Raw genomic sequence first — 13,905 nt, forward strand, 5'->3', positions numbered from 1 at the left:
ATCAATAGGTTAATGAGGGGGAAGGTTGATTAGATGGCTAAAAAAGTCATAATGCTTGCTCCACCCTTGAAGTGGTAGGCCTCTTAGCATAAGTTTTGGTAGGGTAAACTCGCATTAACAAAATATGAATGAGTTTTTGCTTTAACGCATAATGGGGCATTTCCAAGTTAGAGGCTGCTCCAAAAAGCTCTAATCGAAGAGAGAACTTTCTCGTAAACCAGCCAGTGCAGATGCGGCTGCGAGCTTCCAAAACATGGATGTTTTGGCAGAGCCCACATGGAAGTGTTCACGGCGTCTCGCTGAAGTATCTGCACATTCCCTCGCCGGGCAGGCGGTAAACATCAATGAAGGTACGACCTTCAAGCTCACACTCCAATAACAACGAACGAAAAAAGAAAATGTAATCAGCCTTCATTCGAAGGCTAGCAAGCTTTGGTGCATAAACGTGTTACCAACAAAACTTCAATCGAAGAGATAGAGAAACGGGTGTAAGTGAGCTCGAGGACTTCGATTTCAAGGCGAGGTTTCACATAGTGAAACTCTTCGAGCGAGAGATAAGGATATCGAACTGGCTGTTAAACAGGGAGGTTGTTTGAAATCGCAGAGCGCCCAAGGATGACTCTTTTGAAATCAAGAGCCAGCGTACCGAGAGATTACTTACACATGCGCCCCTGCAGGTGATAGATAACAATGAAAGTACGACTTTCAAACACACCACTCAATACCAACTCAGCCAGAAGCTGAAGCTGAAGCGGGGTTTTGGGTTAAAGCATCAAGCTGAAAACTTTGCAGGTCAAATTCGATGATTTCGCAATTACCCGGCAGTAACTGACGATTGGACCAAGCTTGCTCTCCGGCGAAGAGATTTTGAATGACTCGTAACCATTCTCCATGGCCGATGACTACAAGGGTTTCTACATCTATGCAAGATAACCCCTGCAAGAAGTGCTGCACCCTACTCAATACTTCGGAAGCAGATTCCGCCCCGTCAATCTCCATCTCATTGCCAACGAAACGTCGTTCGTAAGCTCCCCATAAATCCTGAGACTCACTATTATCTTGTCCCTGTAACTCACCAAAACATCGTTCACGCAATAAGGGGGACGATTCGATGGGTAAATTTAAGCTATGGTTGGCTAGAGTCGCCGTCGCCATGGCACGCCCCAGATCACTTGTGACTATTAAACCGGGCTGATGAGGGGCTAATTGAGCTCCTAAGCGTCGCGCCTGAGACTCACCTTCGGCAGTTAAGCCACTATCCAGGTGGCCTTGCAGTTTCCCCAGTTTATTCCATTGGGTTTCGCCATGACGACAAAAAAGCAATTTCATTCTTAAAAAATTAAATCCCGAAAATGACGAATAAACATGAATATAAATGTTAATTTTAACATCGACAAAGCCCATATAATATGGGGGAATTCACAGTGTTTGCGGCTTTCACAGGAATTTCAAACCATCAATTAACGCCATTTGTATCTGTGCAATCATGCCAAATTTACTTGCTATACTTAGACACATCTACCTAAGGCAATGGCAGGACAATAATGAGAAGTTTGCGAACCCAGCATCTTACATTGTTATTTCTATTGCTATTTTCACCCCAATTTCTTCCCTATACCCACGCCGATGAATATATTTTCGCCTCCATTGAGTTTGACCCCTTTGGCTATGTTGAGGATGGAGCGATAAAAGGCATAATCCCGGACATTGCAAGGGCTATAGCCGATGAGGCGAATATACAGATTGAGATTAAATTATTGCCCTATTCCCGCGTGGTTAATTACACTAAAAATGGCGATGCTGACCTAGCTATATTCAGCAGAAATTCAGATAATGATGCTGAAGTTGACTACATATCTCTGTTATTCGAACAAAATGTCATTCTGTTAACAAAGAAAGGAAACCCACTCCTAAGCCATAAAGAGATCTACGACCCGGGGAAAATACAGACCATAGGTTACCTCAGAGGCACCAATTTTTGTCCCCAAATACTACAGGATGACAGATTATCAACCTACGAGATAAAGGACTTTAGCCAAGGTCTAAAAATGCTCAACTCCAATAGGATCAGTGCGTTTTTGACAATTGATAGCACGGCTCTGTATGAAAGCAAAAAGCTAGGGTTACAAGATTCATTCGAATTCCCGGGTTTTAGCATCAGAACGCTGGATGCCTGGCTGCAAATGCCCAAGAGTAGTGCTATCGATAAAACGTTTCCAATAGATGCAATTCGTTCTGCGGCTAATAAACTCAAGACAGAAGACAAGATTGAAGCGATTTTAAAAAAGCATTTGCAAACTCAACAGATTCAATCGCATCAGCAGTAATTTCAACCGCTATAAGTATCGAGCTAAAACGAATTTTGATATCAAGGTTACAGGTTATTTAGCCACCGGCTGTTTTTGAATTTTGGTATAAGCATAAGTTACGAAACTCCTTAGGTGTCAGGCCGCTGTGTTTTTTAAAAAATTTAGTCAGATTGGTCGGTTCACTGAAACCTAGTTTCTGTGCAATTGATGCTATGGGATCCTGACTATAGGCCAACAACCTTTTAGACTCTAAAATCGCATAAGAGTTAATCAAGTCTTTGCCGGTTTTGCCGGTATTCTCTTTTGCAATTTGATTCAACTTTTTTGTCGTAATTCCCATCATGCTTGCATATTTTTCAACAGTACGGGTATAGACAAAGTGAGCCTTAATCAGCTTGTGAAATTTACAATAGTCTGACGAATAGTGAGAGTGACTATTTGATTTTAAAGATGATTGATGCTGACGTACCAATGTTTTTAATATAATCGCTCTCAAAGAGTTACGAATGACCTCTTCGGACAATTGACTATCCAGCTGAGTGTACTCCAACCATAGCTGCTCAAAGAAGAAGCTACAGGTTTCTTCTCTTTCATGTGTGAAGTTAATATCTTCAAAAGCCGATCTTATTCGGCTTTTATATGGGTCATCAGTACCATAAAATAGGATGTTATCGCAAAATGGAATGACGTAACCTCTTATACTCGGATTATAGTCAAACCTATGAGCCTGATATTTGGAGATAAATAGTATGGTTCCGGGTTTTAGGTGACACACTTGATGGTCGACATAATGCCTTCCACTTCCATGTGTAATATAGATAATGGCATTAAAAAACAGGCGATGGGGATCGGTGAACAAGCCTCTTTCGTAATTGTCGTAAAACTCCTGCATTGTATGCATGGCGAAGTCAAAATCAGCCTTCGATCTTGGAAACTCGACACCGAATATCATATCGTCACTCATTACATTCCCATTTAAAACTGATCTCATATACTCGATGCGAATCGCTCAATGCTAGTTCTCCAAATACGCTATTTCGTTTGCTCTTCAAACTTTGTCGCCCACTCTTTATAATTAATACTCTCCTTAATCGGCAAGCTTGACTCTTTATTGTTATCAGAATAAGTAATGACAAAAAGTGGTGCATTACCCGTTTGCAATTTATTTAAAAAATTGACCCTGGCAGCAAGATGAACACACACTATCATCGCTGACACAATGTAAAACATGAATAGTAACTTCTTCCTCATTTAGATACCTCATTGCTCTTTACTGCCACATCAGCCATTTGATTAGCTTCCATTATTTCTCTTTTGGCTCTTTGTTTATTTAATATGGACTTAAACCATTGCCTATTGAAGCGAATAAAATCTGTCATTGGATTCATCGGACAAAGGGTTCTACACCATGGCCGTTTGACAACCAGTGACGTTACGATAGCAAGCACGGTTAGTACAAAGAGGTAAATTGAACCTATCATGCCAAACATGATGCCGAAAGGCTCATATGAAAATGATGCCGGATTACGAAAATACAAGCCTAAACATAAAGTTGTCAGCAGAAGTCCCCTTGGGAACCATTCAAAGAAGAAGTTTGTGAGGCTTGTGGTCTTAGCATTACCCAGCTTAGCCAGGCACTCCTGTGTAGCCCCAAAAGGACAAAGACTAGTGCAGTAAACATTTCTATTACTCACGATAATATATAAGATCACCAGTGAGAGTAAAATTAACGAAGTATAGTTGCCCAGGCCACTAAACCATGCCCCGGAAATAAGGATCCCCATAGTCGATGATGAAAATAAGCTAGAGGAGTAAAAGCCAAATACACACATAGAGCTGAGCAGTATCGCCCAGTTAAACATACTCTTTTTGCGATGACGTGTTTTGTTCACTAAAATAGCCATCGTAAACATCGCAATAGCCATCAGATCCAGCCAGCGAAAATGAGAGACGGGCTCTTCATTCTCTAACATACTGAAGCCGAATACTTGAACTCTAACCGAATCAGCTGCCTGCTTTATGGCATCAGTTAATGCATTGGTGGAAACCGTCGCCCCACTAACACCGTCAATTTCGAGGCTGACCTTAATATTTTCCCCAAGTATCTTCTCCATCAGATTTGATTGGAGGACCTTGTCCAGATAGGAACTGGTATCTTTAGATGATAAGACAGCGACTCGCTGAATATCGCCCTGTGATGAAACAGTAACTGCAACCTCTGTGATCCCGCCATAACCTATACCGCTACCCAAACCAATGAATTCAACCGGGCTTAATTCGTTAGCTGACGTCCCTTGATATAAACGGGGATGGATCTGCGTTAACAGCTCTCCATTAATCAACAACTGATCCACCATATCGCTCTGGTTATCGGAAATTCGGATACTTCCGCAATACCATGCCAGTAGCAATAAGCTCACTGACACTAAACTGGCAACTTTTTTCCAAAAATCGATGCGTTTCTTGCTATACATAAAACCTCTCAAAGCCCTGATATAAAACTCAGGGCTCCGGTTAACGATGTGGTGACCACAATCCTGACACTGGGGATATTGCGCTATGGATGGTTCGGCTTTAACAGAACCAGCACTTTAAGTATTGCCGCGCCACCAATCACTAATAGTGTTCCGACAAATCCTAAAACGTACCATCCGGCGTTGCCTTCATTTTCACCCAGCAGTGTGAACGCGCCGGCTATGGTCAAGATAAAACTTAACCACCAGAAACCCACGACAGACCACTTCCACCAATTCATTCCTAATTGAGATTCTTTGGCCCATTGGTTTGCACCCGTAAATACCAATACCTGAATTGCACCTAATACCATCCAAAACAGTGGATCCAATAACGTTGATTGCGGAAACATTAGAAACCCTCCCAGTTGCCGTCATATTCCCAAGTCTTCTCGACTTTCAGATACTCTTCACTTCGCATCCACTCCGGGGGCTGATGGTAACTGGCAAAGTTGCCGCCACTCCATTCAGGGTGAAAAGACTCAGCATCCGGGTAATAGAAGAAGTTATGCTGCATCGCCAACAATGCATTACGTGTAACACCGGTAGGATCTCTGGGTTCAGCTTGCTTAACTAATGCATGTATCCAGTTATTTTTTCGGGTATAAGGACATACAGCGATACAGACTCGACAGCCTAGACCACTCGGGGTCGGACCTTGATTCCAGAATCTCCAACAACCATCTTGGTTAAATGCGTACTTGCGTACTCCACGGACCACATCATCGGGTTTATCAGCTTTACTGATGGAGCCGCTCGGACATGCATCTGCGCAAATTTTGCAACTTTCACAGAAGTGTTTCATATTCAGATCTATCGGTTTATCGTGTTCCAGATCTAAGTTAGTGATCACAGCCGCGAGACGAATGTTGGGCCCCACTTCAGGTGTCATCAGGATCCCATTGCGTGTCGATTCACCCAGACCTGCAAGCATGGCCAAGGGGGGCATAATCACTTCATAACTGTTACCGGGGAACTGCGGGCGAGCGGCATAACCTAACTCACCTAAATAGGCGGCCATTAATCCCGATGCCATCTTGGCTCGATAATAGGCGTCATAAGATGTTGAGTAACCCACCGCGGCATACATAGGATCCCAGTTCATCGGCACGCCAAACACTATGATATTCTTCCAGTGTTTTGGGATCTCGTCTCCCCATTCAGGCATGCCACGCATCATATTTTTAAATATGAAATTACTATCAAGCTTAGTGATACCAACCATACTCATACCGAACTTGAATGCCATCTGTTTAATCAACTTAGAAGCATGCTTAGGCGATTTAAATTCCTTTGGCTCTCTCTGCACCCACTTAAAGTCATCGACATCAGGGTGCTCTGTGGGCTCAGGTGGAAAATCCGCGTGTAAGCCTTTGCTGTATGCGCCTGAATAGGCCCAGGCAAGAGCGAATCTGTCGCGATGCTTTTCAATGTTATTGTCATGTTTTACTTTTTCACTAAATGACAGCAGCATCTCTTCCCAACGCTTCGGGTATTTTGCGTAGTATTCTCTCACCCTGAGATCTGGAATTTGAGTCCAGTCTTCACTTGGCACCCACCCCCCTTTAATCGACTTAACCAGACTAAATGCACGATTAAACAGGTAGTCGCCCCACTCTGGTCGCTCAATTTGCCCCACCACCTCCATTGTTGGCGGAAAATCCACCTCGAATGCCTCTCGATTAAAGTACATATCCTTGCCGGCTTCCGTTCTTCCCCAACCAATATTGGCATCGGGATCCCGACCAAGAACGAATCCCGCACCGGCACCGGCCCCTACCGTGGCGGTTGCCGCGGCAATACCACCCAACTTAAGGAAATTTCGGCGCGAACTATTGGTTGCCTCATCTCCGATCTGTGCATCATCTTTCATTGCTTACCTCTGACTATTACAACTTTATTTACTATTTTTATTGAATATCCACGATAACGATGGCTTCTTGTTTTCTAATTTCATCCATTTGACTGCGGTAAGTGGCTTTAAAATGAGTTGATATTTTAGATAACTGTGACATAGCTACTTCGGCTTGTGCCCATCGCTGTGTGTGAAAATTTGCGAGAAAGAGATATTCCAGAGACCATGCATCATGAGGATCGAGTTCAAGCAAAACCTTAAGATCAATCAGTAAAGGTTCCCATTGGCCATCGGCAGCGAGCGCCTGAGCGCGAATCGCTAAAATATCAATATCTTCGGGTCTGGCCTCTAAGTATTCAGAGAGCGCCAAAATAGCCTCAGGATCATGTTGACTTTGATGTGCCCAAATACCGCGTAAACGGTTCAGTTCAATAGTTTCTATTTGGTGAACCCTGGCGCGATCTAACCAAACCTTCGCCCGCTCAAGTTGCTTGAGTGCCAGGAAACTGCTTATGGCAGTGACATAGCAGGCGGTTACTGTGGGGTCTATTTTGTATACCTGAATACAAGAATCGATGGCCTGTTCGAACTCACTTGCCTGATAATGACAACCCGCTAGATTTTGGAAACCACCAACAAAATCAGGCGCTAATTGGGTACATTCTGTAAAACATTTAACCGCTTGCTCTGTATCACCTTGTGTTAGTCGAATATAGCCAAGATGAAAATGTCCCAAATAATTTTTTGGACTATTGCTGATGGCGTTATAGAAGGCTATTTCGGCTTGCTCACTCTCGCCTAAATGTTGAAGAATTATCCCGCGCTTAATATCAAATTCAGCAGTATCAATGACACCCTTATTATTAATAACCAGACTTAAGGCAAGTTGATAAAGTTTGGTTGAGATAAGCGCGTTAAATAAGGAGTTTATCTCGGTTTCTGTAAAATTTTGCACCTTAAACACATCATTAAGTACAGCACTGAAGGCTTCATGCTCAATCCAATCGATGAATTGAGGAGTGTTGATTGTATTTACATTACCAAACTGATTATTAAGAAAGACGACTTTACCATTTAGTAGTTCAACAATTGATTCAATGTATTCAAACTCATGGGTTCTATCTTGTAAATATTTAAGTAATTCTAACCATTTATGTTCTATCACTCATCCGCCTTTGCCACAGAATGAAATTTATAGCTAATATAATAATCATTGTTACAGCGGGCAAAAGGTTCAATTATGTCAAAAAATGGTAGAAACACGCCAAATCACACAAATATGAAATAGAGATTCATATTTGGAAAATAGAGAAGCCGATCACATAGTCAATAGACAGCATCGACTTGAAAACTTTAATACCCATTGAATATAAGTCACTTAGACAAATCTCAAGGTGTATTCTGTCTCTTTTAAAATCAGCGCGATAAGGATCACATTTTATCATCCCCTTCATTAAAAAGGACCAAAACAACCATTTTCAGACACATTCCACCCTTTTTACGGACAATGAAAACCATTAGCCTTTCACTATATTTATCTATCTTCTTAATAGACAATTTAATAATTTATAAAACAAGTTGGAAAAATGAAAACCGAAGACCTTGCCTTATTCAATGCAGTAGCTGAATTTTCTAGTCTAACCGGTGCCGCAAGGATGCTGAATATCCCGGTATCTAAGGTATGTCGACATATCGCACAGCTGGAACAGCATCTTGGTACACGTTTATTTGAGCGTACCACGCGCAGTCTGTCCCTCACCGATGCCGGAATAGAGCTAATACACAGAAGTAAAAAAATTCTTAAAGAAGTTGAAGCACTCGAATTAAGCATAGGTAAATTGCAAGGGAATACATCGGGTACAGTAACCATTGCTGCCCCGCTGGACTTTATCAACTTGACGTGCAATGAGATGCTTAATCAATTTCACCTTGAATATCCGGGGTTGCAGTTAAAATTTATCTCCTATCAAAGCAGACTAAATCCAATGGATATTCAGGCAGATTTAATATTCTTTGTCTCTCATGGCAATCCACCGGACAGCTCTATGGTGGGACATAAATTATCGACTATGAAACGTCTCTTCGTTGCAAGCCCGGAATTTATAGAAAAAAACCCCGAATTGACTCACCCCAGACAACTCGATCAATACCCATGTTTACTTTCAGCGAAGGGAATTCAACCGGGGCATGTTTGGTTATGGACGGATGAGAATAATTCAAACTGTATTAATGTAGATGGCCCTCTCGAGTCAGAAAGTAATGAGTTATGTATTTCAGCAGCCATGAGTGGACAAGGAATCGCCTGGGTACCAAGACAGATGTGTGCCACACAAATTGAATCCGGAAAACTAAAACTATTATTCGATGGTCAATATGGAACCGATATATATATGTGGTCACTGTTCTCCAGTCGAGAATATTTACCTCACAGAGTAAAAGTTGTACTCGATTTTTTTAAACGAGAAATTAATATCTTACTCAGAACGGATAATTAATCCTTTTTCTCATAATTCTACTTTTGCAATAAATAGAATACTTTTTCCCAAACAAACAAATACTACCATTTAGGTATGAGATGTAAGATCAATTTGCAATTTAAGGTTAATTGATACTTATAAGGGTGAAAATGAAAGAACAAGAAGAAAAAGGTGAGCAAGTAATAAATCAACACAGGCGGCAACTTCTTAAATTGAGCGCGGGTACCTTAGCCGGTGTCAGCGCAGCTGCGGGAGCCGGAAGCTGGATCAAACATAGAGTTGAGGGCGTGGAACAAGATGGCTATCCAGTTGAAATATCTCCGTCTTTTAAACGTAAAGATCAACGTGACGTCTTGTTAACTTTTGCGGGTAGTAAAGCACTCGGAGAAAAACACCCAGAACGCAATTTGAGCTTGAGCAACGACTCCGAAGGCCCATTAAAATCTGGTGAGAAATCATTCAATTTCCAGCATGGTATTTACCAATTTGCCACGGCTCATACACGAGCAGATAATGATAAAGTTGGCTATACCCAGCTCGATTATGCCCTTGAACAAGCTTGCTGGCATGGGATGAATATCTTAGCTCCGCTGGAGTCTATGGGGGTTCCTAATCAAGGGACATTCGGTTGGGATCAATCTGAAGTTGCAAAAGAGAAATACCCGTTCAAAGACTCGGTTGAGATATTAAGCGCAATAAAAACTGCCGCAAAGACATTCGGTGCGGTGAGAGTAGGAATTTGTCGACGCGATAAACGCTGGGACTATGATCCCTTGTATGATCTTACACAAGAAAAGACGCTGACCTGGGAAGAAGATTTTCCCTTCGAACCCAAAAGTGTGATCGTTATGCTTACCGATATGGATTACGATGCAATGGCAACGGCACCTATGATCCCGGCATCAGCAACAGCCGCCATGGGATATACCCATAACACTATTCAAGGTGGTGGAATGGCGAAGTTCTTAAGAGAGCTAGGCTATATGGCCGTCGGTTCGGGTAATGATCTCGGCAGCTCGGTCTCATATGCAATTGCTGCCGGACTGGGTGAAGGCGCACGAAATGGCGCCCTTATCGCACCCAACCTTGGACCAAGAGTGCGAATTTCGAAAGTTTATACCAACCTTGAACTCGACGATGCAGCCTATGATAAACCCCGGGATTTCGGCATTTTAACTTTTTGTGAAAATTGCAAAAGATGCGCCGAATCTTGTCCGGGAAATGCCATTAGCATGGATGACAAGCCTTCAATGAGTTCGACTTTTGCCGGCCATGATGACCCAGACTACAATTGGCAAGGTCAACCGGGCATGCGTAAATTCCATAACGACTCAAAGAAATGCTTCAAATTCTGGTGTGAAAATGGCGGTGATTGCGGAGCGTGCATCGCCTCATGCCCATGGAATAAACCTGATTTCTGGCACCATAGGTTAATCGATGCTTCAAATACCTTCACAGCAGGTCCTGTCCACACCATGATGAAACAAGCCGACATTCTTTTTGGATATGGCAATACCAATGACGAAAAGGCTGTTGAAAAATTCTGGCGTAGTGGTTTTAGTGGCGATTTTACTTAGAGGAGATGTTAGATGATAGGATTGATGTGGTATCTATTAGGCATGTTAACTACCGGAGCATTATGGGGTTACGTGTACCTTCAACGTCATTATAAGTTAAACTGGAAAGCAAATTTAGGCATTGTTTCTGCGTTTGCATTTGCATGGATCTGTATCGGCTGGTCCTGGGGTTCTTTTGCCGAAGGAGAACCTCAGTCGGGCGCCATGGGTATGCTCAATTTCGGTCTGCCCGCGATGATCTTAGCCGTTATGACCTGGCGGAAGTTTATTCAGCCAGCGCGTAAATAAACGACTTATACCGATTGTATTATATGCTAATAGGCTCTCAGAACATTCCTGAGAGCCTATTTTACACAACAGGAACATCTTCCACTATCATCTACCAGGACAAAGTTAAGTTAGTTTAACGTCCGTGGTTTCACGACACGTCCATAAATGATATTTAGCATTCACCTTATCATGTAACAGCTAAACTTTATAACAGAACCACGCCTACAAAAATACAGTTTATCTATATTACATCTTATTAGCCCAGCATCAGAGTTATTACCCTGCATTAATAAAATAAGCCTTTTAAAACCCACTCAACAATTAAACCTTCAACACACCTTATCTTTTACACTCAAACTACCCTCGCCCTCAACAATATACATTAATACATTCTTATTTTTTATAGAAATGAGTTTATCAAAAAATAGAATAACCAATCCAACAAATATAAACCGCAGTTCTCAACTATAAAAACAACGTGACAAGCCTCAAAGAAAACAGCGAAAAAACTGACAACAATCAAAGCAAACAAAATCAAAACTGACAAACAAACCCAAACCAGTCTCAGTTCAAACCTTATATTCAATTATGGTTAATTGACTGGAAACATATTGAGGCGTATCGTTACTTTAAATTAACCAAACGACAATACTATAGGTTCATCACACCCAGGAATAGCAACAAGAACTGATATCGTAGACAAATTAAATAAACCGAACTGATTAGCGCAACTTTCAAAGATTGCGTGACGACTTCTTATAACTAAAAAAATATAAAATAACAAATTAAACAAAATAATGGAGATTTAAATTGAGTACACTAAAAACTAAACTAGTATATCTTGCGGGCGTTACTGGCCTCCTTTTAAATACATGTTCCGCTGTTGCAGCGACTTCAGGCTCACACTACCCAATGGGAGGCGAAGGTGTAGTTGCGGGTACACCACCACCACCTGGCATGCATTATCGCATGTACAACACCTGGTATAATGCCGACACCATCAATGATAATCAGGGTGATGATTCTGGTTTAGACGTTAACCTGGATGTATTTTCGCAAGTTCACAGAATCGTACACGTAACTGAAAAGAAACTTTTTGGCGCAAATTGGGCCTATAATGTTTTGGTTCCTATGGTCAAAACTGATATTTCGATCGCTCCTATAGGTGTAGATGACTCCAGCTCCTTCTCTGTTGGCGATCTGATATTAGAACCATTGGCACTATTTTGGTATCGTGAAAACTATGAGGCAGCCCTTGGCCTGGCAGTGATCGCCCCGACCGGTGATTATGACTCAACAGATGCAGCATCTCCTGGCAAGGGCTATTGGTCAGGAATGATGACTCTTGGCGGTACTTACTATTTAGACTCGGATAAATCCTGGTCTGTCAGCGCCCTAACCCGCACCATAATCAATGGAGAACAAGATGAAACTGATGTTCGTCCAGGTTCTGAATTTACGATTGAAGGCGGTATCGGCAAACAATTTATGCTCGATCATACCTGGCTTGTCCGTCCCGGTATCAGTTATTGTGCAACATGGCAGATAAGTGACGACAGCCAGGATGGTCATGGCACTCGAGCCGACGAAAGAAAGGAGGGGTATGGTATTGGTGGCGAACTCAACGTGCTCTATTTACCTTGGTTGCTACAAGGCAACATTCGCTACACCAATGAGTTTGGAGCAAAGAACATGACAGAAGGCTCATCGGTGACTTTTACCCTGACAAAATCATTCTGATTCAAAAAATCTCTTGGCAACGGCAACACCGTTGCCATCAATAATCCGCATATAGGCAACGCTATTACCGCTTGATAACTGATTTATTAAAAATCGAGATTTAGAGCGTGTTACGCTCGACAAGAATCAAGTCTTAGAGCCAAGTCTATAACCTGTCGATTAGGCTAGTTAACTCTCTTATCTATACTCAAGCGAAATTCTTTTGGTGATGACCCTGTATGACATTTAAAAAACTTTGTCATGTTTGTGGGCTCATCGAAACCAGTCTTATAACAGATCTCTTTGATACTAAAGTCACAGTGTACTAACAATCGTTTTATCTCCAAGACTAACCGTTGGTCGATAAATTGTCTCACTGTCATCCCGGTAAACTCTTTGCAAACTGAATTTAGTTTTCGATAACTCACATTTAACTCTTCACAATAAAAATGTGACGTTCGAGACTCAAAGATCTTTTCATCGATCATTTTCTGGAGTTTTAAGAACAATGCATGTCCCTGATGGTTGGTCAGGAACACATTACTCTTCGTTTGTATGCGTTCAACGAAATGAAGTAATACTCCAAGCAGACCACGGATGATCTCTTCCTGACAGATGTCATCAGGTCTACTGTATTCATGATACATTATCTCAAACAATGAAATAGCATCTTTCCTGGCATTGTCTTCCGTCGTTATTACCAACTGTGGAGAATTCAGAGCATAATTAAACATTTTGTAATAGATTTTATCACTCAAACCTTTGACGTTTTTATTAATAAAATCCTCGGTAAAATAGATCACATAACCTTGTGCATCTGAATTTTTTTCGAAGGCATGTAACTGGCCTTTACAGATAAAAAACAGAGAAGCTCCTTCATATTCAAAATCTGTAAAATCAATGCTGTGGGTCCCTTTCCCGCCGGTGAAAAATACAATAGCAAAAAAAGTTAGCCTGTGGGGAGTATAGGGTTGTACATTATACTGGCGTTCTTTTTCAAAAAAGTCAGATATCGTAGTGACGACAAACTCTCCCTGACTAAAACAATTAATAAAATCTACATTAACTATTTCAGCTTTCATAAGCCCCTCATATCTTTATAGAATTAGCGACTAATCTGAACGACTGAATAAAATAAGTCTGTAGCAAACTATCGTCAACAGGCGAGTCATGACAATACACTAA

At 41.7% G+C, this 13,905-nt stretch carries 13 protein-coding genes; 5 read left to right on the forward strand and 8 right to left on the reverse strand.

The annotated features are described in order from the left end of the window. Positions 1 to 189: 189 nt before the first annotated feature. Both EKG39_RS23360 and EKG39_RS07955 read right to left on the reverse strand, forming a co-directional pair. Positions 190 to 363, reverse strand: coding sequence for a hypothetical protein (locus EKG39_RS23360; protein WP_185817552.1), 174 nt, complete (start codon positions 361 to 363; stop codon positions 190 to 192). Positions 364 to 729: 366 nt separating this feature from the next. Continuing rightward, positions 730 to 1,329 carry a histidine phosphatase family protein gene (locus EKG39_RS07955; RefSeq protein WP_126505183.1) on the reverse strand — a complete coding sequence of 200 codons (600 nt, stop codon included), beginning with the start codon at positions 1,327 to 1,329 and terminating at the stop codon, positions 730 to 732. A 215-nt stretch (positions 1,330 to 1,544) separates the two neighbouring features. Between EKG39_RS07955 and EKG39_RS07960 the strand changes: the two genes are divergently transcribed. Then, positions 1,545 to 2,327 (forward strand): substrate-binding periplasmic protein, encoded by a 783-nt coding sequence (locus EKG39_RS07960; protein ID WP_126505184.1) that lies wholly within the window; start codon positions 1,545 to 1,547, stop codon positions 2,325 to 2,327. A 58-nt stretch (positions 2,328 to 2,385) separates the two neighbouring features. Here the strand turns inward: EKG39_RS07960 and EKG39_RS07965 are convergent, their stop codons facing one another. The 5 genes from EKG39_RS07965 to EKG39_RS07985 form a co-directional block, all read right to left on the reverse strand. Continuing rightward, positions 2,386 to 3,273: a helix-turn-helix domain-containing protein gene (locus EKG39_RS07965; RefSeq protein WP_185817553.1), complete on the reverse strand. Its 888-nt coding sequence runs from the start codon at positions 3,271 to 3,273 to the stop codon at positions 2,386 to 2,388. A gap of 283 nt (positions 3,274 to 3,556) precedes the next feature. Then, positions 3,557 to 4,783: an FMN-binding protein gene (locus tag EKG39_RS07970; RefSeq protein ID WP_126505186.1), complete on the reverse strand. Its 1,227-nt coding sequence runs from the start codon at positions 4,781 to 4,783 to the stop codon at positions 3,557 to 3,559. An 83-nt stretch (positions 4,784 to 4,866) separates the two neighbouring features. Further along, positions 4,867 to 5,175, reverse strand: coding sequence for a hypothetical protein (locus EKG39_RS07975; protein WP_126505187.1), 309 nt, complete (start codon positions 5,173 to 5,175; stop codon positions 4,867 to 4,869). Beyond that, positions 5,175 to 6,695 carry a 4Fe-4S dicluster domain-containing protein gene (locus tag EKG39_RS07980; protein WP_126505188.1) on the reverse strand — a complete coding sequence of 507 codons (1,521 nt, stop codon included), beginning with the start codon at positions 6,693 to 6,695 and terminating at the stop codon, positions 5,175 to 5,177. The genes EKG39_RS07975 and EKG39_RS07980 overlap by 1 nt, the downstream gene beginning before the upstream one ends. Positions 6,696 to 6,732: 37 nt before the next feature. After that, positions 6,733 to 7,842 (reverse strand): tetratricopeptide repeat protein, encoded by a 1,110-nt coding sequence (locus EKG39_RS07985; protein ID WP_126505189.1) that lies wholly within the window; start codon positions 7,840 to 7,842, stop codon positions 6,733 to 6,735. Between the two features lie 421 nt (positions 7,843 to 8,263). Between EKG39_RS07985 and EKG39_RS07990 the strand changes: the two genes are divergently transcribed. The 4 genes from EKG39_RS07990 to EKG39_RS08005 all read left to right on the forward strand — a co-directional run bounded on the left by EKG39_RS07990 (position 8,264) and on the right by EKG39_RS08005 (position 12,741). Continuing rightward, complete coding sequence (locus EKG39_RS07990) at positions 8,264 to 9,172, forward strand: LysR family transcriptional regulator (RefSeq protein ID WP_126505190.1); 909 nt, start codon at positions 8,264 to 8,266, stop codon at positions 9,170 to 9,172. Positions 9,173 to 9,303: 131 nt separating this feature from the next. Next, the gene (locus EKG39_RS07995) at positions 9,304 to 10,731 is read left to right on the forward strand and encodes a reductive dehalogenase (RefSeq protein WP_126505191.1); all 1,428 of its coding nucleotides are present in this window, start codon (positions 9,304 to 9,306) and stop codon (positions 10,729 to 10,731) included. Positions 10,732 to 10,743: 12 nt separating this feature from the next. Further along, entirely contained in the window at positions 10,744 to 11,019 is a 276-nt protein-coding gene (locus EKG39_RS08000) for a tetrachloroethene dehalogenase (RefSeq protein WP_126505192.1), read from the forward strand. A 792-nt stretch (positions 11,020 to 11,811) separates the two neighbouring features. Continuing rightward, complete coding sequence (locus tag EKG39_RS08005; protein ID WP_246028444.1) at positions 11,812 to 12,741, forward strand: SphA family protein; 930 nt, start codon at positions 11,812 to 11,814, stop codon at positions 12,739 to 12,741. Between the two features lie 164 nt (positions 12,742 to 12,905). On the opposite strand, the gene EKG39_RS08010 is transcribed toward EKG39_RS08005, so the two are convergent. Further along, entirely contained in the window at positions 12,906 to 13,802 is an 897-nt protein-coding gene (locus tag EKG39_RS08010; protein ID WP_126505193.1) for a helix-turn-helix domain-containing protein, read from the reverse strand. Positions 13,803 to 13,905 lie beyond the last annotated feature (103 nt).

This window comes from Shewanella atlantica, assembly GCF_003966265.1.
GTDB classification, from domain to species: Bacteria; Pseudomonadota; Gammaproteobacteria; order Enterobacterales; family Shewanellaceae; genus Shewanella; species Shewanella atlantica.

Coding starts and splice junctions, on each gene's coding strand:
- EKG39_RS07995 (WP_126505191.1), top strand. CDS start 9,304: ATGAAAGAACAAGAAGAAAAAGGTGAGCAAGTAATAAATCAACACAGG.
- EKG39_RS07955 (WP_126505183.1), bottom strand. CDS start 1,329: ATGAAATTGCTTTTTTGTCGTCATGGCGAAACCCAATGGAATAAACTG.
- EKG39_RS08010 (WP_126505193.1), bottom strand. CDS start 13,802: ATGAAAGCTGAAATAGTTAATGTAGATTTTATTAATTGTTTTAGTCAG.
- EKG39_RS08000 (WP_126505192.1), top strand. CDS start 10,744: ATGATAGGATTGATGTGGTATCTATTAGGCATGTTAACTACCGGAGCA.
- EKG39_RS07965 (WP_185817553.1), bottom strand. CDS start 3,273: ATGAGTGACGATATGATATTCGGTGTCGAGTTTCCAAGATCGAAGGCT.
- EKG39_RS07960 (WP_126505184.1), top strand. CDS start 1,545: ATGAGAAGTTTGCGAACCCAGCATCTTACATTGTTATTTCTATTGCTA.
- EKG39_RS07970 (WP_126505186.1), bottom strand. CDS start 4,783: ATGTATAGCAAGAAACGCATCGATTTTTGGAAAAAAGTTGCCAGTTTA.
- EKG39_RS07975 (WP_126505187.1), bottom strand. CDS start 5,175: ATGTTTCCGCAATCAACGTTATTGGATCCACTGTTTTGGATGGTATTA.
- EKG39_RS07980 (WP_126505188.1), bottom strand. CDS start 6,695: ATGAAAGATGATGCACAGATCGGAGATGAGGCAACCAATAGTTCGCGC.
- EKG39_RS07990 (WP_126505190.1), top strand. CDS start 8,264: ATGAAAACCGAAGACCTTGCCTTATTCAATGCAGTAGCTGAATTTTCT.